The 23,639-nt window shown below is 37.5% G+C and carries 23 protein-coding genes; 10 read left to right on the top strand and 13 right to left on the bottom strand.

Going from position 1 to position 23,639, the window contains the following annotated elements:
* Positions 1–434: 434 nt before the first annotated feature.
* From BMY50_RS12925 to BMY50_RS12890, 8 genes are all read right to left on the bottom strand, one after another.
* Complete coding sequence (locus BMY50_RS12925; RefSeq protein ID WP_093324933.1) at positions 435–1,241, bottom strand: penicillin-binding transpeptidase domain-containing protein; 807 nt, start codon at positions 1,239–1,241, stop codon at positions 435–437.
* A 381-nt stretch (positions 1,242–1,622) separates the two neighbouring features.
* Positions 1,623–2,183 carry a DUF3347 domain-containing protein gene (locus BMY50_RS12920; RefSeq protein ID WP_093324930.1) on the bottom strand — a complete coding sequence of 187 codons (561 nt, stop codon included), beginning with the start codon at positions 2,181–2,183 and terminating at the stop codon, positions 1,623–1,625.
* Positions 2,184–2,297: 114 nt separating this feature from the next.
* Positions 2,298–3,497 (bottom strand): efflux RND transporter periplasmic adaptor subunit, encoded by a 1,200-nt coding sequence (locus BMY50_RS12915; protein ID WP_093324928.1) that lies wholly within the window; start codon positions 3,495–3,497, stop codon positions 2,298–2,300.
* The gene (locus tag BMY50_RS12910; RefSeq protein ID WP_093324926.1) at positions 3,490–4,704 is read right to left on the bottom strand and encodes an efflux RND transporter periplasmic adaptor subunit; all 1,215 of its coding nucleotides are present in this window, start codon (positions 4,702–4,704) and stop codon (positions 3,490–3,492) included. Before BMY50_RS12910 ends, BMY50_RS12915 begins: the two co-directional genes overlap by 8 nt.
* Entirely contained in the window at positions 4,682–5,962 is a 1,281-nt protein-coding gene (locus BMY50_RS12905) for a TolC family protein (protein ID WP_238383755.1), read from the bottom strand. Before BMY50_RS12905 ends, BMY50_RS12910 begins: the two co-directional genes overlap by 23 nt.
* Complete coding sequence (locus BMY50_RS28610; protein ID WP_093324920.1) at positions 5,946–7,880, bottom strand: efflux RND transporter permease subunit; 1,935 nt, start codon at positions 7,878–7,880, stop codon at positions 5,946–5,948. The genes BMY50_RS12905 and BMY50_RS28610 overlap by 17 nt, the downstream gene beginning before the upstream one ends.
* A 1-nt stretch (position 7,881) precedes the next feature.
* A complete protein-coding gene (locus BMY50_RS28605) occupies positions 7,882–9,174 on the bottom strand; it encodes an efflux RND transporter permease subunit (protein WP_093324916.1) in 1,293 nt (430 codons plus the stop codon).
* Between the two features lie 204 nt (positions 9,175–9,378).
* Complete coding sequence (locus BMY50_RS12890) at positions 9,379–9,783, bottom strand: HYC_CC_PP family protein (RefSeq protein WP_202907828.1); 405 nt, start codon at positions 9,781–9,783, stop codon at positions 9,379–9,381.
* Between the two features lie 468 nt (positions 9,784–10,251).
* Here BMY50_RS12890 and BMY50_RS12885 point away from each other — a divergent pair, with 468 nt between their 5' ends.
* From BMY50_RS12885 to BMY50_RS12870, 4 genes are all read left to right on the top strand, one after another.
* Positions 10,252–12,126 (top strand): CocE/NonD family hydrolase, encoded by a 1,875-nt coding sequence (locus tag BMY50_RS12885; protein ID WP_093324912.1) that lies wholly within the window; start codon positions 10,252–10,254, stop codon positions 12,124–12,126.
* 283 nt (positions 12,127–12,409) lie between these two features.
* Positions 12,410–12,955 carry an RNA polymerase sigma factor gene (locus BMY50_RS12880; RefSeq protein ID WP_093324908.1) on the top strand — a complete coding sequence of 182 codons (546 nt, stop codon included), beginning with the start codon at positions 12,410–12,412 and terminating at the stop codon, positions 12,953–12,955.
* On the top strand, positions 12,936–13,205 hold the full coding sequence (locus tag BMY50_RS12875; RefSeq protein WP_093324905.1) for a hypothetical protein: 270 nt from the start codon (positions 12,936–12,938) through the stop codon (positions 13,203–13,205). Before BMY50_RS12880 ends, BMY50_RS12875 begins: the two co-directional genes overlap by 20 nt.
* A 120-nt stretch (positions 13,206–13,325) precedes the next feature.
* Positions 13,326–13,973, top strand: a complete 648-nt coding sequence (locus BMY50_RS12870; RefSeq protein ID WP_377533653.1) for an ATP-dependent Clp protease proteolytic subunit — start codon at positions 13,326–13,328, stop codon at positions 13,971–13,973.
* Positions 13,974–14,111: 138 nt separating this feature from the next.
* Here the strand turns inward: BMY50_RS12870 and BMY50_RS12865 are convergent, their stop codons facing one another.
* Complete coding sequence (locus BMY50_RS12865; RefSeq protein ID WP_093325824.1) at positions 14,112–14,624, bottom strand: YMGG-like glycine zipper-containing protein; 513 nt, start codon at positions 14,622–14,624, stop codon at positions 14,112–14,114.
* A gap of 285 nt (positions 14,625–14,909) precedes the next feature.
* Here BMY50_RS12865 and BMY50_RS12860 point away from each other — a divergent pair, with 285 nt between their 5' ends.
* Positions 14,910–15,170 (top strand): hypothetical protein, encoded by a 261-nt coding sequence (locus BMY50_RS12860; RefSeq protein WP_238383754.1) that lies wholly within the window; start codon positions 14,910–14,912, stop codon positions 15,168–15,170.
* 3 nt (positions 15,171–15,173) lie between these two features.
* Here the strand turns inward: BMY50_RS12860 and BMY50_RS12855 are convergent, their stop codons facing one another.
* A complete protein-coding gene (locus tag BMY50_RS12855) occupies positions 15,174–15,899 on the bottom strand; it encodes a class I SAM-dependent methyltransferase (RefSeq protein ID WP_238383753.1) in 726 nt (241 codons plus the stop codon).
* Between the two features lie 97 nt (positions 15,900–15,996).
* Here BMY50_RS12855 and BMY50_RS12850 point away from each other — a divergent pair, with 97 nt between their 5' ends.
* The 3 genes from BMY50_RS12850 to BMY50_RS12840 all read left to right on the top strand — a co-directional run bounded on the left by BMY50_RS12850 (position 15,997) and on the right by BMY50_RS12840 (position 18,908).
* The gene (locus tag BMY50_RS12850; protein WP_093324898.1) at positions 15,997–16,890 is read left to right on the top strand and encodes a LysR family transcriptional regulator; all 894 of its coding nucleotides are present in this window, start codon (positions 15,997–15,999) and stop codon (positions 16,888–16,890) included.
* A 139-nt stretch (positions 16,891–17,029) separates the two neighbouring features.
* The gene (locus tag BMY50_RS12845) at positions 17,030–18,448 is read left to right on the top strand and encodes a glycoside hydrolase family 125 protein (RefSeq protein WP_093324895.1); all 1,419 of its coding nucleotides are present in this window, start codon (positions 17,030–17,032) and stop codon (positions 18,446–18,448) included.
* Positions 18,449–18,554: 106 nt separating this feature from the next.
* Entirely contained in the window at positions 18,555–18,908 is a 354-nt protein-coding gene (locus BMY50_RS12840) for a cupin domain-containing protein (protein WP_238383752.1), read from the top strand.
* Between the two features lie 202 nt (positions 18,909–19,110).
* Here BMY50_RS12840 and BMY50_RS12835 read toward each other — a convergent pair whose 3' ends face one another.
* Positions 19,111–19,614 (bottom strand): GNAT family N-acetyltransferase, encoded by a 504-nt coding sequence (locus tag BMY50_RS12835; RefSeq protein ID WP_093325812.1) that lies wholly within the window; start codon positions 19,612–19,614, stop codon positions 19,111–19,113.
* A gap of 181 nt (positions 19,615–19,795) precedes the next feature.
* Here BMY50_RS12835 and BMY50_RS12830 point away from each other — a divergent pair, with 181 nt between their 5' ends.
* Both BMY50_RS12830 and BMY50_RS12825 read left to right on the top strand, forming a co-directional pair.
* Entirely contained in the window at positions 19,796–20,182 is a 387-nt protein-coding gene (locus BMY50_RS12830; RefSeq protein ID WP_093324892.1) for a GtrA family protein, read from the top strand.
* A 4-nt stretch (positions 20,183–20,186) separates the two neighbouring features.
* Positions 20,187–21,842: an ArnT family glycosyltransferase gene (locus BMY50_RS12825; RefSeq protein WP_093324890.1), complete on the top strand. Its 1,656-nt coding sequence runs from the start codon at positions 20,187–20,189 to the stop codon at positions 21,840–21,842.
* A gap of 73 nt (positions 21,843–21,915) precedes the next feature.
* Here BMY50_RS12825 and BMY50_RS12820 read toward each other — a convergent pair whose 3' ends face one another.
* Positions 21,916–22,173 (bottom strand): 4a-hydroxytetrahydrobiopterin dehydratase, encoded by a 258-nt coding sequence (locus BMY50_RS12820; RefSeq protein ID WP_238383751.1) that lies wholly within the window; start codon positions 22,171–22,173, stop codon positions 21,916–21,918.
* Positions 22,174–22,210: 37 nt separating this feature from the next.
* Positions 22,211–23,629: an efflux transporter outer membrane subunit gene (locus tag BMY50_RS12815; protein ID WP_093324888.1), complete on the bottom strand. Its 1,419-nt coding sequence runs from the start codon at positions 23,627–23,629 to the stop codon at positions 22,211–22,213.
* Between the last annotated feature and the right edge of the window lie 10 nt (positions 23,630–23,639).

Here is a 23,639-nt window from a genome sequence, read left to right as displayed (position 1 = left end):
GTAAATGGTTGCTTTACTGTTTATTAGCTTTTTTTTTATTATCTACCGGAAGATTTTAATCCAACCGTAGCCCAAAATAGATAGATGCTATCTATTTGGAGATGTATGCGCCTGCTGATTTTTCAGTGGGCGCTTCTCTTTTTATATGCAGTATAGAATTATAAACCGTGGCTGTACACGTTTTTGCACATTACTTACACGATAAATAAACATTGAATTATCATTTAATTATAGTTGGTATAGGAAATTGCAAACAATTATATATTTTTGTAACAATACTTCTCAAAAGCTGTCTTTGATTTTTAAAGGCGAAAACAAATTGGGTAATAATTTTCTTTATAGAAAATAGATTATAAGAACTTCTACAGTTACGGTTGGATACTTTTAAGTGTAGGAAGCCACCTGCTGATTCGTTAGCAGGTGGATTTTTTTTATTAAAGTATCTTAAGACTACGTAAAATCTCTTTTGTAATACTCTTTCTACACTTATTGAAATTAGGGTTGGTTATTGTCCTTTCTTTAACTAAGCGTGTTGCAAAAAAATAAACATTGTCTTTCTTTTCAATATAACCGACCCACCAGCCAGTATCTTTTCCTCCATCTTTTGTCCACCCGGTTTTTGCTCTCAGTGTATATATCGGAGTTTTCTCTTCAATCATCATCTGTTTCAGAATCTGTATTGATCTTTTCGAAAATGGAAGTGTTTCTTCGTATACACCTTTTAATATTTCTATTTGATTAACAGGTGAAATCTCGAAGTTTCCATAATTCCAGAAATCGGGATCTGGTGTGGAGACATCCCCATTTCCGTAGTTACACCTTTTCAAATAGTCTCTGTACCGCTCTTTCCCAACTTCTTTCGCTAACTCGCGGTATACCCAACCGGCAGAAAGATGGAAAGCTTCTTTCAAACTCATGTCATGATAGATATCGGGGCGGTATCCATATTTTGTTGTATCGGTTGATCCTGGCCACTTAATTATTTCATTTTCATCTTTAATTATTTCTGTCTCTAAAATAATGAGTGTGTTAAGTATTTTAAAGGTAGAGGCAGGGAGGCTGGCAACGTGGCTGTCAGTACTGTCGCTCACTATCCATTTTCCGGTATTATAATTATAAATGGTTATGCTTCCGTCCGTTTGACAATCATCAAAGGGTTGCTGTAGCGTTTTTTGAGCGTAAACGCTAACAGATATATAAATACTAATAAAAATTAATAATAGTGCACTTTTGTTTGTCACGAGTTTTTTATAGAACTGATACTGCTTAAATACAATAATCGATTTAGCAGGTTAGATACTGACGATAATTATAGACTTATGTGTACAACCAATTTAAGCACCAATAAGAATACCTCCTATAAGTATGGGTGGAACGTCTTTCTTTATTTCACTGTAATATATAGTTGAAACACCTAAAAATAATAAGTAGGTTAATAATATCTTTTTCATAAACATTGGTTTTATGCAAAGCTAAGCTTTAATCTTTAAAATTACTATTAGATAAATTGTCTTGCTCCAATAGATGATGACAGCTTTCTGTTTTAGATCATAAATCTATTAGGGCACTAACATCCTTGCAGATGTGTTGAAGGTTACCATTAACCTTCAACACATAGTGTGCTATAATTTTTTTAATGTTTCTTCCACACTTCCACAGGTAAGCATCTTATCACCGAAATAAGGATTTTTGATGGTTTTGTCGGGACTTATCCAATTAGCTCCTTTATTGTCTGAAGCCATAGGACAATGCGCTACATAAAATTCTCCTTCGCTAACACCATTTGATTTAATGAGTGTAATAAGAGCCTCACTTAAAGGTGAAAAAATTTCACGTTGCTCCTGTATCGTTTCCACGGAGAGGATTTCACTGGCTGTAGTTTGCAGGGTTTGCCCTTCTTTTAAGTTTTTACTTCCTTCTTCTATCAAAAGTGCGGCTTCTTTAGCTTTAACAATATCTTCCTTAACCAATGCGTCTTGTAAAGCTAGGTAATGCGGATATAGCGCATTTAACACGTCACTTTTTGTTTTCGGAATACCGCTTGTTGATACTTCCACTTTTTCCTCTTGATGTTCCGCATGATCCGACGTTTCTTGTGCTTGCTGATTAGTAGCATTACAAGAAGCTAATAAGAATACCGCTGCCAAAGCAGTTAAACCGATTTTAAAATTTGCTGTTTTCATTTTATTTAAAAATTAAGATATAAGACGTAATGTTTAGTGATGAACGATGAATGATGAATTTGCAATAGCTGCGGCTAAACACACAACTCGTAACCGGCAACTAACAACTAATAACTAATCCAAAGGTTGTCCTCCTTTTTTTAACACGTATTCACTATATAGGAGGTAAGCACCGCTCACTACTACTTTATCTCCTGCCGTTAAGCCTGCTACAATCTCTGTTTGATCAAAAGATTCTATACCCGTTTTAATGGCACGTGCTTGAAATTTTTCCTGGCTTAGCGCTACCCAAACGTGACTAGTCTTCCCATTTCGAATAATAGCATTACTTGGGAGGGTTAAAGCTTCCGTTTTAGCGGTACGGGGCAAGAGAATAGTGGCGGGCATACCTGCTTTAATGGATTGATCTGTATTAGCTACTGTTCCTCTTAATTGCATAATCTGTGAGCTACTTTGATATGACGGTGCGATAAACTGCACTTTCATTGGAAGGGGTGAACTCGCATTACCATTGGTCAACACACTTAAAATTTGTCCTTCCTTTACCAAAGAGGCTTCTTTGGGATAAATATCTGCTTCTACCCACATGCTTTGATATCCCTCTAACCGTAATACTGAGGTACCCTCATTTACATATTGCCCCTCGCTTGCTAACACCTCAGCCACTGTACCATTACTTGGCGCAAAAATGGTAATGTAAGGGGAGGTCTTTTCATTATTGATTAAGGAAGAAAGTTGTTGTGGCGTCTGTCCATAAAGTAACAACTTTTGTCTTGCTCCTTCAAAAATTTCCTGGAATCTTTTATCATTCTTAAACTGCTTAGCCTGTTTGTGTGTCATCAGGTATTCTTTCTGCAACGTAAGCAATTCCTCTGAGTATAATTTATAAATAGCTTGCCCTTTATGTATAGGGATACCCGTCTCTTTAATATAAAGCTGTTCTATTCTACCTGCATTACGGCTACTCACAAAATTGGTTTCTTCCGGATTTACGGCAAACCTACCATTGATGGCCGTATAATCCTCCATATTGCCAGCACCCACTATCATGGTAGTAATGTTAGCAAGTATTTGTTGGTTTTGACTCAAGGTTAAAAAGCGATCTTTATTGCTTTTATCAAATGGGACAAGGTCCATACCACATATCGGACATGTACCTGCATGATCTTGCACAATCTGTGGATGCATAGGGCAAGTAAAAGTTTTTGCCGCTGCTTTCTTATCCGTCGATTTCCCATTATTACAAGACGTCCATAATAGCGATGGCGTAGTAATTGAGAACAGTAGTGCCTTAATAAAACGGTTTCTATTCATGGTTTTTTATTTTTTCTGCAGCAATGAAATCCTCACTATCTATTAAATAAGAGGCATTTTTTGCAATTTCCCAATCCTGAATATTACTTAATATCTGTATTTGATCGATGGTGTAAATACCCGTTTGTATACCAATCGGCTGGAACACATTCCCCTCTTTTTTAAACACGACGCTTTTATTGCCCAAGGAAACAACGGACTCTTTGGGTAACCAATAGCCTTGTTTTTCTGTTATCGCAAAAGTACCACGCAAAAGTTGACCTACTGGTAGTTTGATGCTCTTAAGATAAACCCTGGCGAGGCTAAAATTTTCACTGGTGTTAAAAGTTGGTTGGATTAATCCAATTTCTCCTTGATATAATTTACTTTCCTGATCTATACTTTGAAAGAGTATCTTCTTACCTTTTTGTATTTTAGTGTTTAAGCTGGGAGGAAGGGCGAATTCGGCAATTAAATCGGAATTGGTATAGATGTTGAAAAGCGTTTGGCCTGCGGCTACATATTGCCCTTCCCTTAATAATACCGATTGAGTAGCCTCCGAGGGAGGCGGACTTACAGTGGAGGGCGAAGTAGATGAACCATTCATGCCCATCCCATTATCAGTATTTGCCGACATGGTTGCAGGGCTGCTCGGTGCAGCAGCGTTGCTGTTCGTCTGCTCAAGAATATATCCATTAGCAGGGCTATATACGGGTACCCTATACAAAACATTTTTCGATCGCAGCACTTTTTGCACCTGTCGGTGACTCATTCCTAAATATTGAAGTTTTTGAATGGCTGATTGAATTAATTTCTCGTCGTGGGTGTTTTTAAGTATCAATAATTCACGTTGCGCAGCAACGAGTTCAGGGGAGTAAAGCATTACCAAAAGCTGCCCTTTTCTAACAGCCTGGAAATTATATTTGATCCCTACATGCTCGATGCGCCCGCTAACGCGCGTACTTACCGAGGTGTTATTTTTACTATCATATCTGATACGTCCGGTAACATTAACGGGAAATACCTTTAAACCATGTTCTGCCCGTATTGTAGGCGTTCGGGCAATCACTTGTTGATTGGTAGGCTTTGCTAATTGCTGGATGTCAGTATCAATTTGGATTGCTTGATGATGCCCATGTTGATCTGTTGTGTCATCACTTGAGGAGCATCCCCAAGAGAAAAGCAATAAGATTCCTATAAATATTTTACTTATAAAGTTCTTTTTCATAATTCACAAACATTAGATAAAGCTTTAACTTTTCATCCAACAACGTGTTCTGCATCATATTAAGAGCTTCCCAATCGGCCAGTACAGCAGGTAATTGCTGTTTGTTTTCTCGGTAGGCTTGGAAATTGGCATCCATTGATCGTTGCAAGGCTGGAATAACCTTGTCGCTTATCTTTTTTATCCTTTCTTCCATGTTTATAATCTCTTGTTGCATACCATATAGCATACCCTGACTTTCCAGTAACATGCCTTGTCTTTCCTGCTGCATAGCGGCTAGCTCTAATTGCATGGCTTTGGTTTCATTTTTATACATTTTACTGCTCCATGGTGCAACAGGAATACTTACCATTCCCATAACACTATAAGCATTCGGCATCATTTTACCTAAGGGTGTCATGTGATCAAAACGGATTTTGAAATCGGGTTTTCGTTCTTGTTTCATTGTCTCAATACCAAAACGCATCGTTTGTAAGTCGGCATTCATTTTTTGTATATCCTTTCTTCGATCAGCCAATAATGAAGTGTCAAGAGAGGCTTCTAGTCGAAACTGGGGCTGATACGTTGTGTCTATGTCGAACATCGTATTACCGGGCACGTTCATTAGGCTATTGAGCCAAGCCCTCGAGCGGGCAATTTCTGCTTCCTGCATGCGTTGCATGTTCCTGTTTTCTTCTAATTGTGCTTCCGCCTTGAATACATTACTAAGTTGCGATTGGTTATATTCATATCGTATCGCTTCTAGCTGCTTCATACTGCTGATTACTTTATCATTCTCCTCTAGGAGCTTTATCCGATTCGCGGCAACGATCCAGGTGTAATAAAGACTTTTAGCCTGCGCTCTCAGTTCGTTAAGATCTACAGCGCGCTTCGCTTCTTCCGTTGCGCTTTGTGATTGAATAAATTGCTTGTTTGCCCGCTGTTTGCTAGGATTTGGTATTTCTTGTTCCAGATTAAACATGAGTGAACCTTTATCGTTATCATCCATAAGTTTCTGACCAGGATAAGGAGTCATAAACGTTCCGGCTCCCACCATGGGTGCCATCCAGGCAGTGGCTGCTTTCGCTCGATATTCAAAACCCTTCCCTCGTAATGCATAGGCCTTTAGTTTTATATTTTGTTGGTCGATGCGTTGGAGGATCGTATCCAGCGACAGTGTTTTCGTCGTTTGCACTTGCGCTTTGACGCTCCCTGAAAAGAGTAAAGCAAAACACAAGATACATTGCTGTATATATCCGCTTAGTTTAATGTTTTGCATCATAAATTTCCAATTTTCCATATTTGCGTAATTCGTACTCTTTAGTCATCAAAAATATAAGGGGCGTAACCAAGAGAATATGCGTTGAAGAGGTTAATACTCCCCCAATCATAGGTAGCACAATAGGGCGCATAACATCTGTTCCAACTCCTGTGGCCCACAGAACAGGTAATAGGCCAAATAATGATACACAGACTGTCATGATCTTAGGTCTCAATCGTTTAGCTGCACCGTTAATAACATATTTTCTTAGATCTTCTTTGGTAATGGTCTCGCTGCTATTCCCTTTTTCTTTCACCAACTGTTGCATAGCGTCATTTAGGTAAATAACCATTACAATACCTGTCTCTACTGCTATACCAAACAGCGCGATAAAACCAACGGCTACCGCCACCGAAAGATGAACTCCCCAGAAATAAATCATATAAGCCCCTCCAATAAGAGCAAAAGGAATCGTTACCAAGCTTAAAAAAGCTTCTCTTAACGAGTGGAAAGCAAAATATAAAGCAAAAAATATAATAATGAATACAATAGGGGCAATCCACAACAGTGTCTGTTGTCCGCGAATAAGATTTTCATATTGCCCACTCCACTCTAAGAAATAGCCTGAAGGTAACACATCTTTCGCGCCATTGAGCTTTTGCATAGCCTCTTGTACGGTACTTCCGAGATCCCGGTTGCGTACATTGAACATGACTGCTCCGCGAAGAATGGCATTATCAGATGTTATCATCGGAGGGCCATCTTCAAAACGTAAATTGGCCACTGCGTTTAATGGAACCTCACCAAAAGCAGTACTTTGTAGTGGCACTCTCCCCAGCTGGGCTAAGCTGTTTCTGTAATCTTGAGCGAGGCGTACGTTAATGCTGAAGCGCCTGCGTCCTTCAATCGTTTGGCCAACCGCTGCTCCTCCAATCACCGATTCTACTGTTTGGTTGACATCGTCAACAGTTAAACCATAACGAGCTAATGCTTCTCGCTTCACATCTATTGTAAGGTATTTTCCGCCTGTTACGGGTTCAACGTATAGGTCTTGAATACCCGGAGTTCCTTCAAGGGCTTCTCTTACGCGCTCAGAAACGACAGCGAGTGTATCTAGGTTTTGCCCGAAAACCTTAACACCTACATCCGTACGAATTCCTGTTGCCAACATGTTAATGCGGTTGATGATAGGTTGTGTCCAACCATTCACCACGCCAGGAATCTGTAATTTGGTGTCTAACTCCTGAATAAGTTTTTCTTTGCTAAGCCCCTCTCTCCATTGATTCTTTGGTTTCAGCATAATGATCGTTTCGATCATGCTGATGGGGGCATTATCAGTAGCTGTGCTTGCCCTACCTGCTTTACCTAATACCTTTTCGACCTCTGGTACACTTTTAATGATTTTATCTTGTACCTGCAAAATACGTTTAGCTTCGCTGTTGCTAACATCGGGAAGTGTTACAGGCATAAATAATATGCTTTGCTCATCGAGTGGGGGCATAAATTCAGTACCCAGCTTTTTTAAAAGTGGTATCGTAATCAACAAAGCAATAATATTAATCGCAATGGTTGTTTTCCGCCACTTTAATACGCTTTTAATGATAGGCTCATAAATTCGTTCAAGAAATCGATTTACCGGATTGGCGTGATCAGGCTTAAATTTACCTTTCATGAAGAACGAGATTAATACAGGAGCTAGCGTGATTACTAAAAGGGCATCTACGAGCATGATAAATGTTTTGGTAAAAGCAAGTGGATGGAAAAGTTTTCCCTCTTGTCCTGTAAGCATAAATACAGGTAGGAAAGACGCGATAATAATAACGGTGGCAAAGAATACCCCCCGGCTCACCTGCTTACTACTCTTACCAATAATTTCAAGTCGTTCTTCTTCTGAAATCCAACTTGGAGTACGTTTAAATATTTTTTTTAGCCAATTCATTTTATACTCCTTTTATATTTTTTAGCTGTTTCTCACTGTATCGCTCAGCAAGATGCTTATAGGCATTTTCACTCATAATGATACCGTTATCTACGATGACTCCAATTGCTAAGGCAATACCTGTTAATGACATTATATTGGAAGATATATCAAAAGCATTTAAGAGAATAAAGCTTATAGCGATGGTAATAGGAATTTGAATAATGATGCTGAGTGCACTTCTCCAATGGAATAAGAAGAGTATAACCACTAGTGAAACAACTATCATTTCTTCCACTAAGGTATGTTTAATTGATGCAATAGATTCTTTAATTAGTTCACCTCTGTCGTATACAATATCAAATTTTACACCTTCGGGGAGTCCTTTAGCCACTTCTTTCATTTTCTCTTTTACCTTTTCTGTGACTTCCGCCGCATTTTCTCCGTAACGCATGACAACGATACCACCAACACGTTCCCCTTCGCCGTCTTGATCGAATATTCCTAATCGCGATTCGCCTGTCATTTGAACAGTGCCAATATCTGATACATGAATAGGATTTCCTTGCTGATTACTTACGGGGATACTTTCTATATCTGCTATTGATTGTAAATAACCACTTGTTTTAATGATGTACCCTACATCGCTCATCTCAAATTTACGCCCACCACTTTCATTATTATTTGCTCGTATTGCATTAATTACATTAGCTGCTGAAAGTTTATAGTATAATAACTTATTAGGGTTTATGGTAACTTGGTATTGTTTCTGGAAACCACCAAAGGAAGCAATTTCGCTTACACCGGAAACATTTTGCAGTGCGAATTTGACATACCAGTCTTGAATAGCCCTTTGTTCACCTAGATCTATATTAGGAGCATCCAATGTATACCATAATACATGGCCAACTCCCGTTCCGTCGGGGCCTAAGGTAGGGGTGACGCCTTGCGGAAGAGTGCTGCCCACCGTACTTAGACGCTCTAATACCCGCTCTCGGGCCCAATAAATATCTACATCATCTTCGAAAATGACATAAATAAAACTCATACCAAACATGGAACTACCGCGGACATATTTTATATTGGGCATACCTTGTAAATTGGTGACCATAGGATAGGTGATCTGATCTTCGATAAGTTGTGGAGACCTACCCATCCATTCTGTGAAAACAATTACCTGATTTTCAGAAAGGTCTGGAATGGCATCAATGGGGTTTCTTTTTACGGAGAAAACACCCCAAATAAATAATCCTAGACTTAGTGCTAAGACAATAAATCGGTTACGTAACGACCAATCAATGATACGGTGAACCATGGATGTATTTGTTTTATTAATTAAATTATTGTTGAACCTTATTTGTTATGACTGCCGTTTTAAATTATCAGTTCACGTTGTAAAAGCTATTTATAGATTTAATCTGTTCGCTTATCAAAAACTTAAACTATAAAAAGGGCAAAGCGTAGGTATTTCGATACGCATTTCTACTCTATCATATTGAGTAGCGCTAAAAGGAAGGAATTAAATAAGGTAGGTGCAATTTAGAATATAAATGGAGTTATATTCTTTGCTGGGTGGTGCATTGCTATTAGGAAATTCTGCTGTTATATTTATTATTGCAGAAATGTTTTGGCCCGCGTATGATGTTGGTAATATAATGGAAGAAAATTCTTGTAGCTGCTTGAATGCAAATTCAGAAGCCTGATGACTCTTTTCTAATTTGACCTGTTTCTGTTCTTCTTTACAACAATTCTTTTTTGAAGCATGTTTGGTTTTAGACATGCCGCATACGTTGCATTTGCTCATCTCTTTTTGCCAAAGGGTGGTTTCCACATATTTATCCATGCAATAATGGCTGTATGTGCTAAACCCCGTTGCTATACCGAGGTACAAAAAGGTTAATATGAAAGCAAATAATTTCTTCACTGGTACAAAGCTAAGAAAAAAAAATGTGGATGTTTTATATTATAACAAGAAGGGTTTATATAATTTTGGTTATTAGTTATTAGTTATTCGTTGTTGGTTGTTCGTTATTGGTTATTCGTTATTAGTTACGAGTTGTCAGTTATGAGTTGCGAGCTTTCCGCTTTTCGCTAAAATTCATTATTCATCACTTATCATTCATAATTCATTACTCCATTATGCCTTCCGCTTGATAAAACAAGTAAACTATTCTTATATTTATACCATCATAAATCTTATTACATGAAACCATCATGATTTGCCGATCACACAGTGAAATGAACTAAGCGTAGCGCTCTCTTGAACGCCGCTGAAAAACATACAAAAAGTGAAAAATAAATCATGATAGCTTCATCGCCTTAAAAAACAAACCGAGTGTAACGAGCTCATTTATGCCAATGAGAGCCTTCACTCATAAATAATTATATACGGATGAAAATATTTAGATTTTTACTTGTCTTTTTCTTTTTTTCGATTGCTTTTGATGCTTTTGCTCAACAAAATGAAGATTCACTGTATATTCGGGAACATTACACGAAGATTGAGCGCTATATTCCCATGCGAGATGGCGTGAAACTTTTTACTTCTATTTATATTCCTAAGGATCATTCTCAAAAATATCCGTTTTTAATTAATCGTACGCCTTATACAGTAGCTCCTTACGGAGAAAATAACTATAAAGCAACATTGGGTCCCGATCCACTATTTATAAAGGAGGGCTATGTGTTTGTTTATCAAGATGTAAGAGGGAAGTGGATGAGCGAGGGAACTTATGAGGATATAAGACCACATATAAACAAGAAAAAAAATAAACAACAAATTGACGAAAGTAGTGATACCTATGACACTATAGATTGGCTACTGAAAAATATAGACAATAATAATGGTAAAGCAGGGATTTATGGGATATCCTATCCTGGTTTTTATTCTACTGCTGCTTTACCGGGAGCTCATCCTGCTTTAAAGGCTGCTTCTCCGCAAGCTCCTGTAACGGATTGGTTCAGGGGAGATGACTTTCATCATAATGGGGCTTTCTTCCTAGCAGACGCATTCAGTTTTTATAGTAGCTTTGGTGTTCCCAGACCAAGACCAATAACACCAGATAAGGCTACAAACAAGGTGGCATTCACCATGAATGACAATTATGAATTCTTTATGAAAATAGGCGCATTGAAGCATGTAAAAGAACGTTATTTCGGCGATAGCATTAAATTCTGGAATGATGTAACAAATCACGGCACATTGGATACTTTTTGGAAGGCGCGTGAAATTGCCCCTCATCTAACAGCTATAAAACCAGCGGTAATGGTGGTTGGCGGATTCTTTGACGCGGAAGATACCTATGGCGCCTTACATACTTATAAAGCAATTGAACAACAAGATCAAAAAGCGAACAACCATTTAGTAATGGGACCCTGGTTTCATGGAGGATGGGTTAGAAGTAATGGCAGCTTCTTCGGCGACATTTCGTTCGGACAGGAAACCAGTACTTGGTACCAAAAAAATATGGAGCTGCCCTTCTTTAATTATTACTTGAAAGGAAAAGGTAAATTTAATTCTGCAGAAGCGACTATTTTTATTACGGGAAGTAATGAATGGAAGAACTTTGACACTTGGCCGCCAAAAGAAGCAAGCATTAAACAATTGTATCTGCAGGCAAATGGGAAACTAAGCTTTGAAAAGCCTACGGAAAGCAATAGCTTTGATGAGTATGTAAGTGATCCGAATGCTCCTGTACCTTACCAACAGGGGGTAAATCAATCGAGAAGTAGGGAGTATATGATTGACGATCAGCGTTTCGCTTCGAAAAGGCCAGACGTAATGGTTTATCAAAGTGACATACTAACGGAAGATATTACGTTAACAGGTCCTTTATTGGCGAAGCTTAAAGTATCTACGACAGGTACTGATGCTGATTATGTGGTAAAGGTGGTGGATGTTTACCCTGATAACGCACTTAATCCGATGCCTAACCCAAAAAACATTGTAATGGGTGGATATCAAATGCTTGTAAGGGGAGAAGTCCTACGCGGCAAATTCCGTAATAGTTTCGAAAAGCCAGCACCTTTTGTGCCAAGCGAAATTACGGCTGTTAATTACAGTTTACCGGATATTGCCCATACTTTCAAGAAAGGGCATCGTATCATGATTCAAATTCAAAATTCGTGGTTTCCATTAGTTGACAGAAATCCACAGAAATTTATAGATATCTATAAGGAAGCCAACGATAGCGATTTCCAGAAGGCAACACATCGTATTTATCATGATCAAACAAATACCTCTTATATTGAAGTAGGTGTACTTTAAGATAGATGTGATTCTCAATCGCCAGTTCTACCTGATAAAATAGCTGACGGCTGATTTAAGTGCCTTCTTTATGCTCGTGGTATAAAGGATGTTCGACGGGCAAATCCTTGTTTTCAGGGGTAAACTTAAAATCTAAATTACCAAGGAATTCTCATTAAGCATAAATTTGCAATCTAGGAATAAATAAGCGATACTGGATGCTTGGTAAAGTAGAAAATATATCGATGAAATTTTTTAGTGATATTTTGCCAAAAAAATGCACATAGTATAAAAAGTATGTAACATGAATTCTTTAAGTCAGGTAGCTATGGAGTCAAATATTTCTGATGGATTGTTTATGCGACTTTATAAAGAAGTGTTCCCTGTGGTGGTTAAATATATTAGTAGAAGACAAGGTACGCTTGAACAGGCGAAAGACATCTTCCAGGATGCCTTGATTATATACTATGAACAGGTCTTAAGAACTGAAAAACAAATCGAACAGACGGAGAAAGCTTATATATTCGGCATAGCAAGGCATTTATGGAACCATCAATTTAAATTGGGCGTGAATTGCGAACCCCTAAGCGATAAAATAGAATTGGTTGAAAAGGTAAATGACGAGCAAATTTCCGATAAACACCTAACGCGGCTCTTATTGAAGGCCGGTGAGCGATGTGTAGCATTATTGAAAACATTTTATTATGATAAACTTTCGATGACCGAAGTGGCGGAACGATTTGGTTTTGCGAGTGAGCGTTCAGCAACCGTTCAAAAATTCAAATGCTTAGAAAAGGTACGGGATTTCATTAAAAAGAAAACACTGCATTATGAGGACTTCATTGAATAAGTTGAAATTTTTGGAAAACTACATCGAGAACCAACTGTTACCAGAAGAAAAATTGCTTTTGGATGCACGTATAATAATAGATGAAGAACTCAAAGATGAGCTATACTGTCAAGAGAAGACTTACCAAATTATCAGGGCTTATGGTCGGGAGAATTTAAGAGCTCAGCTGACAAGAGTTGAACATGAACTGTTCGTTAATCCGGTCCACAAAAAATTTATAGATAAGATAAAAGACTTTTTTAAAAAATAGCTAAGAAATACCAATATGTAATGAGCAGGTTACTTAATAAACAATAAAGAATCTGTTCCTCGTATAAATAAAATCAAAGAAATGAATGAATTTAGAAAATTTGCTGTATCCCATTACGGGATGAGTGGGAACACTTTTGACGTATATACAAGGAAAATGGACGAAAGGATAGCTATGTCAATGACACCGTATATTACCGAAGAGCGCCAACTAAATGTGGCACAAATGGATGTTTTTTCAAGGCTAATGATCGATCGAATTATTTTTTTAGGTGAAGCCGTGGACGATCGTATAGCCAATATTATTCAGGCACAACTATTATTCTTACAGTCGGTAGATAATCAAAAAGACATTCAATTGTATATCAACTGTCCGGGGGGATCGGTATATGCTGGATTAGGCATCTATGATACCATGCAATATATTAATCCTGATGTCGCGACAATTTGTACAGGCATTGCGTTGTCTTTTGGAGCAGTCCTTCTATGTGCAGGTGCTTCTAATAAAAGGGCTGCTTTAAAGCACGCCAGAGTTATGATTCATCAACCATCCGGTGGCATGCAAGGTACAGCAGCAGACTTAGAGATCAATGCAAGGGAAATATTGAAGTTACAGAAAGAGCTTTATCAGGTCATTGCCGATCACAGTGGTCAAACATACGATTGGGTACACACAGCATCAAACCGTGATTACTGGATGACCGCTGAAGAAGCAAAAGGCTTTGGCATGATCGATGAAATACTTACAAGAGATGAAGGACGTAAATAAAAAGATGGGCTATAGCCAGCTATATCTATGTCGTAAGAAATTTGCTTGACCGGGAATAAGGTTAATAGACTAGAATGTCAATAAAAAGCCCAATGGCTTTTCAACCATTGGGCATCTCAGTTTAATATAATTGTGGTATTATTTTTGAACTCTGCCGCTTTGACGATCTTTTTTTCGTCCGATGGCATATCCACCACCACCGCCGATAGCAGCGCCGATAGCCGCTCCTCTTAATCGTTTATCTTTATCAATCAAAGCCCCCACTACAGCACCTGCTCCAGCACCAATCGCAGTACCTTTGGCGGCATCACTCCAACCTTTTTTCTCAGGCGCAGTAGCTACCGGTTGTGCATCAGACTCGTTCGCTTCATAATACTGGTCGCCCTGATTGGCATCTTGATAACTAGCACTTGAAGCATTAGAGCTCGATTGCTGACGTGCTTGTGTTGCTAATCTTTCTTGCTCTAATCTTTCGTTTTCTAACCTTTCTTTTTCTGCAACTTCAGCTTTTTTGAAACTATCTAAAGCTAAACTGTCTTTTACTTGCTTTAGCGCTGCTTCTTTCGCTAACGCTTCTTCTTTTGCATTATTATTATTACATGCTGTAAAGCTGATTCCAGCTATCAAGCATATGGCTAATATCTTATTCATAACTTTTATTCTTTTATATATGTTTTCAAAAAACAACATATTGATTGCCATTAAGAAAAAACTGTGCCAAAATTTTTATAAGTACCATTGATAATTAATAATCGCCAATAAATCAGTGGGGTACTTCGTATTGTGGCCAATCTTTTTGGAGAAGATTACACCCCTAGGTGTTGTATTTATTGGGCATTAAAGATAAATATTCTTGGTTTTTTGATGATATTTTTTGAATTTTATGGTTCTTTACTAACGAACGCAATTTTGACATTAGAAACATTTAAAAGATCTTTGAAACAAGATACACCGCTAGAAGGTATATCGGTTCACTTACAAGCGCTATGGTATGATGCAAAGGGTAATTGGCATCATGCCCATAGTCTTATTGATCATCTGGAAGATAAAACTTCCGCCCATGTACATGCCTATCTGCATCGTAAAGAAGGAGATTTATGGAATGCAAATTATTGGTATAATCGCGCTAAACAAGTGATGCCCACAAAACCACTTGAAGAAGAGTGGGAAGATTTACTCGAGCTACTGAGCAAATAAACTTTATTTAATTGCGCCGAAGGAAGCGAAACATAGGTTTTTATGTAGTAATTCTACACTTTTAAATCCAACTTTTTCCAATAATTTTAATTGATAATTAAGAGATCGGGGTGAATCTTCCTTTGCTATATAGTCAAAAACGTCGTTTCTATACTGCGCGCCCTTTAACGCTGTTAAGTAATTCCCGTAACGTTCATTATAAATTACTTGTTGAAGCGCTGCATTTTCTTGGACAATTAGATCTGAAACCCACAAACTACCTCCTGGTTTCAGTAGGCGGTATAATTTACTGAAAACCTCTTCCCAATCTTGGTCATCTCTTAAATGATGTAAAACAGCCGATGCCATTATGGCGCAGTAATGGTTTTCTTTCAATGGAGCCGTGCGGATATCTTCATGAATCAGATTGACATCACCTTTATTTACTTTTTCAATTCGTTCCTTTGCTCGTTCAAGCATTGGTAGGCTTAAGTCTAATAAAGTACATGATAGCGGGGCTTTTTTTGATAACAATTTTAAGGTGTAATTTCCCGCTCCGCACCCTACATCTAAAATGTTTTTAAGGTTTGGTGATAAAGCCACAATACTATCAATAATAAGATCCATGTTCAAAGTGGCATCGATAGTTGTTTGCTGCCCAGTATTTAAATTTGAAAAGCGTTCCACATCTTGGTCAAATCTTTCTTTGATTTCTTGTACCGTAGACTTGCTTGAGAATTGATTCATCATATTGATTTTATATTTAATGCTGTTATGACAAAATTACCTGTATAATTTATATCTTAAAAATACTATTTTATGTAATTATTGATACCTTTAAGGTATTATGGAATTAAGACATCTTCTCTATTTTAAAGCTGTTGCAGAACTTTTGCATTTTAGTAAAGCTGCGGTCCAATTACATATTTCACAACCTCCACTAACAAGACAGATAAAGGAACTTGAAAAAGAGCTGGGAGTGTTACTGTTTCGTAGAAACAACAAACGGGTTGAATTAACAGAAGCCGGAACTTATTTCTTAAAGGAATGTGATACATTAATTAGGCAGCTGGAAAGAAGTAAACAATTAGTAAAGCAGATTCATGAATCGACCAGTGGGGAATTCAAAATCGGTTATATTAGCTCCACGCCGAAGACAGCATTAGCGAATGTTTTAAAGGCACTTAGACAACGATACCCCTTGCTAAAAACACGACTTTATGAAGCGTCAACTTCCAAACAAATAAAAGCGTTGGAAGAAGGTAAATTGGATGTTGGCATTATCCGAGCGCCCATACATTCCGTTCAATTACATATCGAATCACTAGATTTAGATAAGTTTGCTTTAGTCTGTCCGGTTAATATGCCCTATGAGCTTAATGCAGCTTGGTTAAAAGAGCAAACGTTTATTTCCTATAATAGTAATTACGCACCTGATTATCATAATAAATTGCTCGATTGCTGCAATCGTTTGGGGTTTTATCCTGAAATAATGCATGAATGTAATAATATGCATTCTATTTTATGTATGGTCGAAAATGAATTAGGTATTGCTTTAGTTCCGGTATCAGTAAAGGATCAATATCCTTATCTGAAATTAGTTTTTACGGAATTTTCTAATATTCATGTGAGTACTGAAATTGTGCTAGCGCATCACCAACATACTATACATCCTGCATTAAATTATTTTAAACAGATGTATAATAGTTTTTACAATAAAAATATTGACCGGCTTGTCTAGCCGACTTCTCCTGAGCTCTTTTAAATTTGTTTTATAGCGGAAATTATATATGTTTACGGCAGATATGAACCTTTGTTTGGGGAAAGGGAATAGGGAAAATTGTTAAATCCTAATTCCCAGTAGCTAATATATAATTGAAATGGAAAGAAGAAATTTTATCAAAAGTACAATGGCCCTTGGTGCTGGCTACTATTTAAGTAATAATCTGGCATTTGCACAGTCTGAAAATCTTCCAGAAGTAAGAGTGGCAGAAAATATGCGGAATTTTACAAGTACGGCAGTAGAAAAAGTAATTAAAACTTTTCAAAGCAAAGTAAAGAACAAGGAACTTGCTTGGCTTTTTGGTAATTGCTTCCCTAATACACTGGATACTACTGTGTTTTTTCAATCCACAGATGGCGTGCCTGATACCTACGTGATTACAGGCGATATTGATGCTATGTGGTTAAGGGATAGTAGTGCACAGGTATGGCCGTACTTGGCTTTGGTAAAAGATGACAAGCACTTGGCGGACCTTATAGCTGGTGTGATCAATAGACAAGTAGATTATATTTTAAAGGACCCTTATGCGAATGCCTTTTACGATGATCCTGAGAAAGTAGGGGAATGGGCAAAAGATAAAACGAATATGCGTCCAGGTGTACATGAGCGGAAGTGGGAAATCGATTCTTTGTGTTACCCAATCCGTTTGGCTTATCATTATTGGAAGACTACAAAAGATACGACACCTTTCAATGCTGTTTGGAAAGAGGCAATTCAAAATATTTTGCAAACATTTAAGGAACAACAAAGAAAGGATGGAACAAGCCCTTACCATTTTGAGCGCGTCACTGGAAGAGCCACTGACACCTTGCCTATGGACGGTTATGGTTATCCCGTAAATCCGGTGGGACTGATTTGTTCCTCTTTCCGTCCGAGTGATGATGCGACCGTTTTATCCTTTTTAATTCCATCTAATTTTTTTGCTGTGGTTTCGCTAAGACAGGCTGCAGAAATGCTGAAGACGATCCATAACGATAATGTCCTTGCAAAAGAACTAACAACCTTGGCTCAAGAGGTTGATGATGCGCTCACTAAATATGCAACCACCAACCATCCTAAATATGGTGAAATTTTTGTGTTCGAAACAGATGGTTATGGTGGACATTTGTTAATGGATGACTCTAACATTCCGAGTCTATTGTCTTTACCTTATCTCGGAGCAGTGAAAGCAGACGACCCCCGGTATATTAATACACGCAAATTTATACTTTCAGAAGATAATCCATTCTTCTATAAGGGAACAGCAGGGGAAGGGGTAGGCGGACCGCATATCGGTAAAGACATGATCTGGCCGATGAGTATTGTCATGCGTGCGCTGACCAGTTCAGACGATGATGAAATTAAAATATGCATACAAACACTTCAAAAGTGTCATGGAGGAACAGGTTTTATGCATGAGTCTTTCCATAAAGATGATCCTACTAAATTTACCCGTTCTTGGTTTGCATGGACAAATACCTTATTTGGTGAATTGCTTTGGGAGACCTATCAACGGAAAAAAAGCCTGTTGAGCTAATATTTTAATTTTTCTTTTAAATGGTTTACTAAAATGTTTTAGTTCGATCTTCGAGCTAAAGCATTTTAAAAATAATAACATCAAGCATCATATTCGAAAATAGCTCATGCTAATTTCTAAAGATGAAAGGTTAACACTTATGTTTAATTTTGCTAAAGAAGAAAATTGGACTGATCTGGGAGCGGGTGTTTCTAGAGAAATCATGTCTTATAACGATGAGATGATGGTGGTGAGGGTACGGTTTGAGCAGGGTGCTATTGGTGCTATTCATCAGCATGTCCATACCCAATCAACTTTCGTTGTACAGGGTAAATTTGAATTTTCTATCGGAGAAGAGAAACGAATTATTGCTGCCGGCGACACATGTTTAATGCCTTCTAACGTATTACACGGCTGTGTTTGTTTGGAGAAAGGAGAGTTGCTTGATGTTTTTACTCCCATGAGGGAAGACTTTCTCTAAACAATTTCACTAGCTGTCCTTCGCTCAACGTTGGAGCTCCTTATAATACCTTTGTGGTTTCAAGAAAGCGTGATAGATTAAAATCCCAAAATTGAACAAAACGATAATTGGGGTGGCACATTTAATCCCGTACTTAAAGCTAATTTATAATTCGATATCTAACATAAACGTTTACTCATTTATGTTAGATATATCAAAGATCTTACTTGTTTACTTCCTTCGCCATTACTTTATCTTCCATTAGAAATCCAGATCCAATATCAATATTCTCAGTCGCGATTATCTCAAAACCTAAATATTTATAAAATTTCTCGGCTTCATTGTGTTTGTTTACGTTAAGGAGTAGCTGCTTATCGCCTTTATTTGTGGCAATAGCTTCGACAGCCCCCATCAGTTTTTTGCCAATACCTAATCCCTGGGCTTCAGGCATTATGTAAATCTTATGTATTTTAGTTTTAGCTTCACCTTTGTAGGGTGTTTCGTATGAAAGAAATCCGAGGTATACATCGTCTTGAGCAGCCAATAAAAAGCAGTGATTAAGATTCGTTATTTGTGCTTGCAAGGCTTCATCGCTATACATCATATCTAACATATAGTCAATTTGCTTCGATGAAAGTATACTGCTGAAAGTAGCAGGCCAGGTTTTTTGGGCTATTTTTTGAATAATTTTTATTTGACCTACGTTTGCTGGAATAATTTTTATCATATCTACGACCATTTCCTTCAAAATTAGATAAAATACAATATTATCCTGCTTTTTGAATGTAATAACTTATCGGCAGTTGTGCTCGTATTAAAATTGCGTTATTATTTCGTTAAGCTTTTTGTTAAAGCATTGTTTCTTAGAGCATTTTAATCTATAATTTGTTTCTTTATCTTAAGAAAAGATGCAGAAGTTTATAAAATTTGGAATAATTGGGGGAATAGGCTTTATACTCGACTTTGCCTTTACTTATCTTTTTAAAGAGAAGATAGGTGCTAACCAATATTTAGCAAATGGTATAGGTTTCTCAGTAGCTGTCGTGAATAACTTCTACCTGAATAAATCTTGGACATTTGCCAACAAAGGAACGAAAATAGGTGTTCAGTTTGGCTATTTTCTACTATTTAGTATTATCGGTTTAGCACTTAATTCTCTTTTTCTATTTCTTTTTACCCAATACGCTAGTCTTCATTTTTATCTAAGCAAAGCAATGGCAATAGCACTCGTATTTGTCTGGAATTTTAGTATTAACAATTATATCACGTTTAAAAAATTGGTAGACCCTGCTTAGGCCTATGAAAATCAGTGCAAATAATATTGGGAAACAGGAGGAAAAGCAATATTTCTTGTTGATACTTTTGATAATGTTTGTTAGTGCCTTTTCTATTTTTGGGGGCATTATGGAACCAGATGGAGCATTGTATGCTTCCATAGCAAAGAATATGGTGTTGAATGCTGATTGGGCCAATCTGTATGTTCGAGGGCAGGACTGGTTAGATAAGCCTCATCTAACTTTTTGGCTGGCTTCTTTTTCATTTGAACTACTAGGTATAAATGGATTAGCTTATAAACTGCCTTCCCTCTTAATTGGGTGGATTGGTTGCTATTACTTGTATCTGTTAACTTCAACGTTCTACGATAGAAAAACTGGTCTTATTGCGACGCTGATTTATATGACAGCATTTCATGTTGCTATTTCAAACTTCGATGTTAGAGCAGAAATCTATTTGAGCACATTTACCATTGCATCAACTTACCATTATTATCGCGCATACGAATCTTCTGCGGCTCATATTATTGCCGGATCGTTTTTTCTAGCTTGTGCCGTAATGGTAAAAGGTATTTTTGTCGTCATACCAGTTTTGGGCAGTTTCATATGTTATTGGTTGTTCAGTAAGCAATACAAAGAATTCTTCAAGATTAAATGGTGGTCAGCATTTGCGTTAATAGGGGTATTCATTGTGCCTGAATTATATACTTTGTATATTCAATTTGATATGCACCCTGAAAAGTTTGTATTTGATAGACAGCAGGTGTCAGGAATTCAATTTTTCTTTTGGGACAGCCAGTTCGGGAGATTTTTTAATACAGGGCCTATTAAAGGGAAAGGTGATATCTCTTTCTTTTTGCATACCATTCTTTGGGCATTTTTGCCCTGGTGTATTGTGTTTTATATAGCCATAGTTAACAATTTGACGAACTGGAAGAAAAACAAAGAAAAATCTTCGGTGCTAATAATAAGTATGAGCGCATTGATAGCATTTTTACTGTTTTCATTATCAAAGTTTCAGCTACCCCATTATATCATTATTATTTTCCCCCATTTTGCTATTATTACCGCTTCTTACTTGAAGGATATTGATAAAGGAATGTTGAAAACACTATCTATTGTGCAACATGTGATCTTTTCTATTGTAACTATTTTACTCATATTGATAGCCCTTGTATTTAATTTCCCTCATAAAGTACTGTCAATTGCCCTAAGTGTGGGAATAGCGATACTTGCTTATATGCTATTTTTTAATACGAGCCTCAAAAATTTAATTTTTCGAAGTGCCTTTTTGTCGATTACATTTATGGTGTTCGCTTATGGATTTTTTTATCCGGCTTTACTCCGATACCAAGCAGGGATGTCGGCAGGTGTTTGGTTAAAGAAATATGAGCCGCATAGACAAGTGATAGCCTATAAGGCTTCTAGCTTCGCCTTAGATTTCTATGCCCCGGGAGAGGTAAAATATGCTGATAATCTATCCACACTTAGTCAAGGTAAGCTTTATTCAACCTTGTTTTTTATACAAGAAGAGGAATTGACCGCTTTAAAAGAAAATTTCAAAGTAAAAGTACTCCGGCGTTTTGATCATTATCATATTACGAAGCTAACATTGAATTTCCTAAATCATAAAACAAGGCCTTCATCCTTATCAACTTTCTACCTGGTTGAAATTCAGTGATTAGATGGTCTAATAAGGTAGACGATTCAGGTATTAATCAAAAAAGCAGCTTTAAGCTGCTCTTTTGATTTTTTTATATTTCATCAATGGCTGCTGCCAACTTTCTATCTTTTTCAGTTACAACATTTCCCTGATCATGAGTAGAAAGCCAAACTTCTACCGTATTCCACACATTCGTCCATTTTGGATGATGGTTATGTGTCTCAGCGAGTAAAGCTACTCTTGACATAAAGCCGAAGGCTTCCGAGAAATCTTTAAACTCAAAGCGTTTGTATAAACTGTTGTTAATCTCCTCCCACATAGCAATAATATTGATTTCTTTTTTTAACAATCAAACAATCAGTTTGTTTAGCAGATGCTTTAAATAATTACCACCCGCCACCTAATGACCGATACAAATCAACCATTGCTACTAATTGCGCTTTCTTAATCTGAGCTAGTTCGAGTTCGCTTTGCAATACATTGCTCTGAGCTGTAATAACTTCCAAATAGTTAGCCATGCCGGTATTAAATAATAAATCGGCATTATGAATGGCACTTTGTAATTTGCTTGTGCGATTAAGGGCAATTGATTGCTTCTCCTCCAGTTTGTCTAAGGCAATAAGTGCATCCGAAACTTCTCCTACAGCAGTAATAACAGATTGTCTAAACTGGATAACTGTTTTCTCCTGATCAATCTCAGCCAGCTTATAGTTGGTCTTCAATTGTCTACGTTGCAAAATAGGTTGCGCTATTCCCCCAGCAACGGTGCCAAAGAGAGATGCAGGAATATTAAACCAATTGCTGGCCTTAAACGAATTAACACCTGCTTGCGCACTAATAGTTAAAGAAGGATACATACTTGCCTTCGCATATTGTTTATTTGCTCGAGCAGCAACCACCGCTAGTTCAGCACGTTTAACGTCAGGCCTTCTGCTCAATAATAAAGAAGGCACACCCGTTGTCAGGTTCTGAGGAATTTCAATTTTATCTAAAGTTGTTTCGGTGGCAACGGCTTCAGGTAATTTCCCGCTTAATATACTAAGGGCATTCTCCTGAATATTTATCTGCTGCTCAAAGTCAGGAATTAAGGAGGCTGCCGCCAAGCGTTGTGCCTCAGCTTGCTCCAATCCTAGTAAAGTAATTTCACCAACATCGTACTGTTGTTTGATAATATTTAGCGTACTATCGTTCAAGGCCAGATTTTGTTGGGCAATTTTTAATTGTGCTTGAAGCATCAACAAATTGTAATAACCTTGGGCTACATAAGATACCAATTGCGTTTGTACAGCCTTTTTAGCTTCTTCCGTTTGTAAATAACCTGCAAGCGCAGCAGCTTTTTGATTTTTTATCTTACCCCAGATGTCTGCTTCCCATGATAATGCGAGCGCTGCGGTATAATCCTCTATATGTTTACTGCCAAGAAATTGATTCAGACTCAGTCCGTTCAAACTATTATCCGAAGGTCTGGTCGTATTAGCGCTTACCTGTAGATTGACATCTGGTAGATAGCCCGCTTTTGCCTGTTTCAATGTTTGTTGAGCTGCTTCTATATTTTTTATCGCTAACTGCATGTCCATATTGTGCACAATAGCAGTATCAATTAGGCGCTGTAAAATAGCATCGTTGAAAAACTCTCGCCACGCTATTAAAGCGATACCAGCTGAATCTGCCTGGCTGTTTTCGTCGGCATTGCGAAAGCTACTCGGTGCTATCGCTTCTGTGTTCAGCGCTTTATCAGTTGTTTTGCAGGCCAAAAAAAGGACCTGCAAAAACAAAATTATTAGTAGACTAAATTTGGTGTTCATTTTTTAAATT

The sequence above is a fragment of the Olivibacter domesticus genome (assembly GCF_900109575.1).
Classification (GTDB): domain Bacteria; phylum Bacteroidota; class Bacteroidia; order Sphingobacteriales; family Sphingobacteriaceae; genus Olivibacter; species Olivibacter domesticus.
Note: the sequence above shows the minus strand (reverse complement) of the source record. Positions and strands in the feature narration are given on the sequence as shown.

Coding starts and splice junctions, on each gene's coding strand:
- BMY50_RS12815 (WP_093324888.1), bottom strand. CDS start 23,629: ATGAACACCAAATTTAGTCTACTAATAATTTTGTTTTTGCAGGTCCTT.
- BMY50_RS28610 (WP_093324920.1), bottom strand. CDS start 7,880: ATGAATTGGCTAAAAAAAATATTTAAACGTACTCCAAGTTGGATTTCA.
- BMY50_RS12850 (WP_093324898.1), top strand. CDS start 15,997: ATGGAATTAAGACATCTTCTCTATTTTAAAGCTGTTGCAGAACTTTTG.
- BMY50_RS12840 (WP_238383752.1), top strand. CDS start 18,555: ATGCTAATTTCTAAAGATGAAAGGTTAACACTTATGTTTAATTTTGCT.
- BMY50_RS12845 (WP_093324895.1), top strand. CDS start 17,030: ATGGAAAGAAGAAATTTTATCAAAAGTACAATGGCCCTTGGTGCTGGC.
- BMY50_RS12905 (WP_238383755.1), bottom strand. CDS start 5,962: ATGATGCAAAACATTAAACTAAGCGGATATATACAGCAATGTATCTTG.
- BMY50_RS12855 (WP_238383753.1), bottom strand. CDS start 15,899: ATGATGAATCAATTCTCAAGCAAGTCTACGGTACAAGAAATCAAAGAA.
- BMY50_RS12880 (WP_093324908.1), top strand. CDS start 12,410: ATGAATTCTTTAAGTCAGGTAGCTATGGAGTCAAATATTTCTGATGGA.
- BMY50_RS12835 (WP_093325812.1), bottom strand. CDS start 19,614: ATGATAAAAATTATTCCAGCAAACGTAGGTCAAATAAAAATTATTCAA.
- BMY50_RS12920 (WP_093324930.1), bottom strand. CDS start 2,183: ATGAAAACAGCAAATTTTAAAATCGGTTTAACTGCTTTGGCAGCGGTA.
- BMY50_RS12875 (WP_093324905.1), top strand. CDS start 12,936: ATGAGGACTTCATTGAATAAGTTGAAATTTTTGGAAAACTACATCGAG.
- BMY50_RS28605 (WP_093324916.1), bottom strand. CDS start 9,174: ATGGTTCACCGTATCATTGATTGGTCGTTACGTAACCGATTTATTGTC.
- BMY50_RS12825 (WP_093324890.1), top strand. CDS start 20,187: ATGAAAATCAGTGCAAATAATATTGGGAAACAGGAGGAAAAGCAATAT.
- BMY50_RS12885 (WP_093324912.1), top strand. CDS start 10,252: ATGAAAATATTTAGATTTTTACTTGTCTTTTTCTTTTTTTCGATTGCT.
- BMY50_RS12865 (WP_093325824.1), bottom strand. CDS start 14,624: ATGAATAAGATATTAGCCATATGCTTGATAGCTGGAATCAGCTTTACA.
- BMY50_RS12870 (WP_377533653.1), top strand. CDS start 13,326: ATGAGTGGGAACACTTTTGACGTATATACAAGGAAAATGGACGAAAGG.
- BMY50_RS12915 (WP_093324928.1), bottom strand. CDS start 3,497: ATGAATAGAAACCGTTTTATTAAGGCACTACTGTTCTCAATTACTACG.
- BMY50_RS12910 (WP_093324926.1), bottom strand. CDS start 4,704: ATGAAAAAGAACTTTATAAGTAAAATATTTATAGGAATCTTATTGCTT.
- BMY50_RS12830 (WP_093324892.1), top strand. CDS start 19,796: ATGCAGAAGTTTATAAAATTTGGAATAATTGGGGGAATAGGCTTTATA.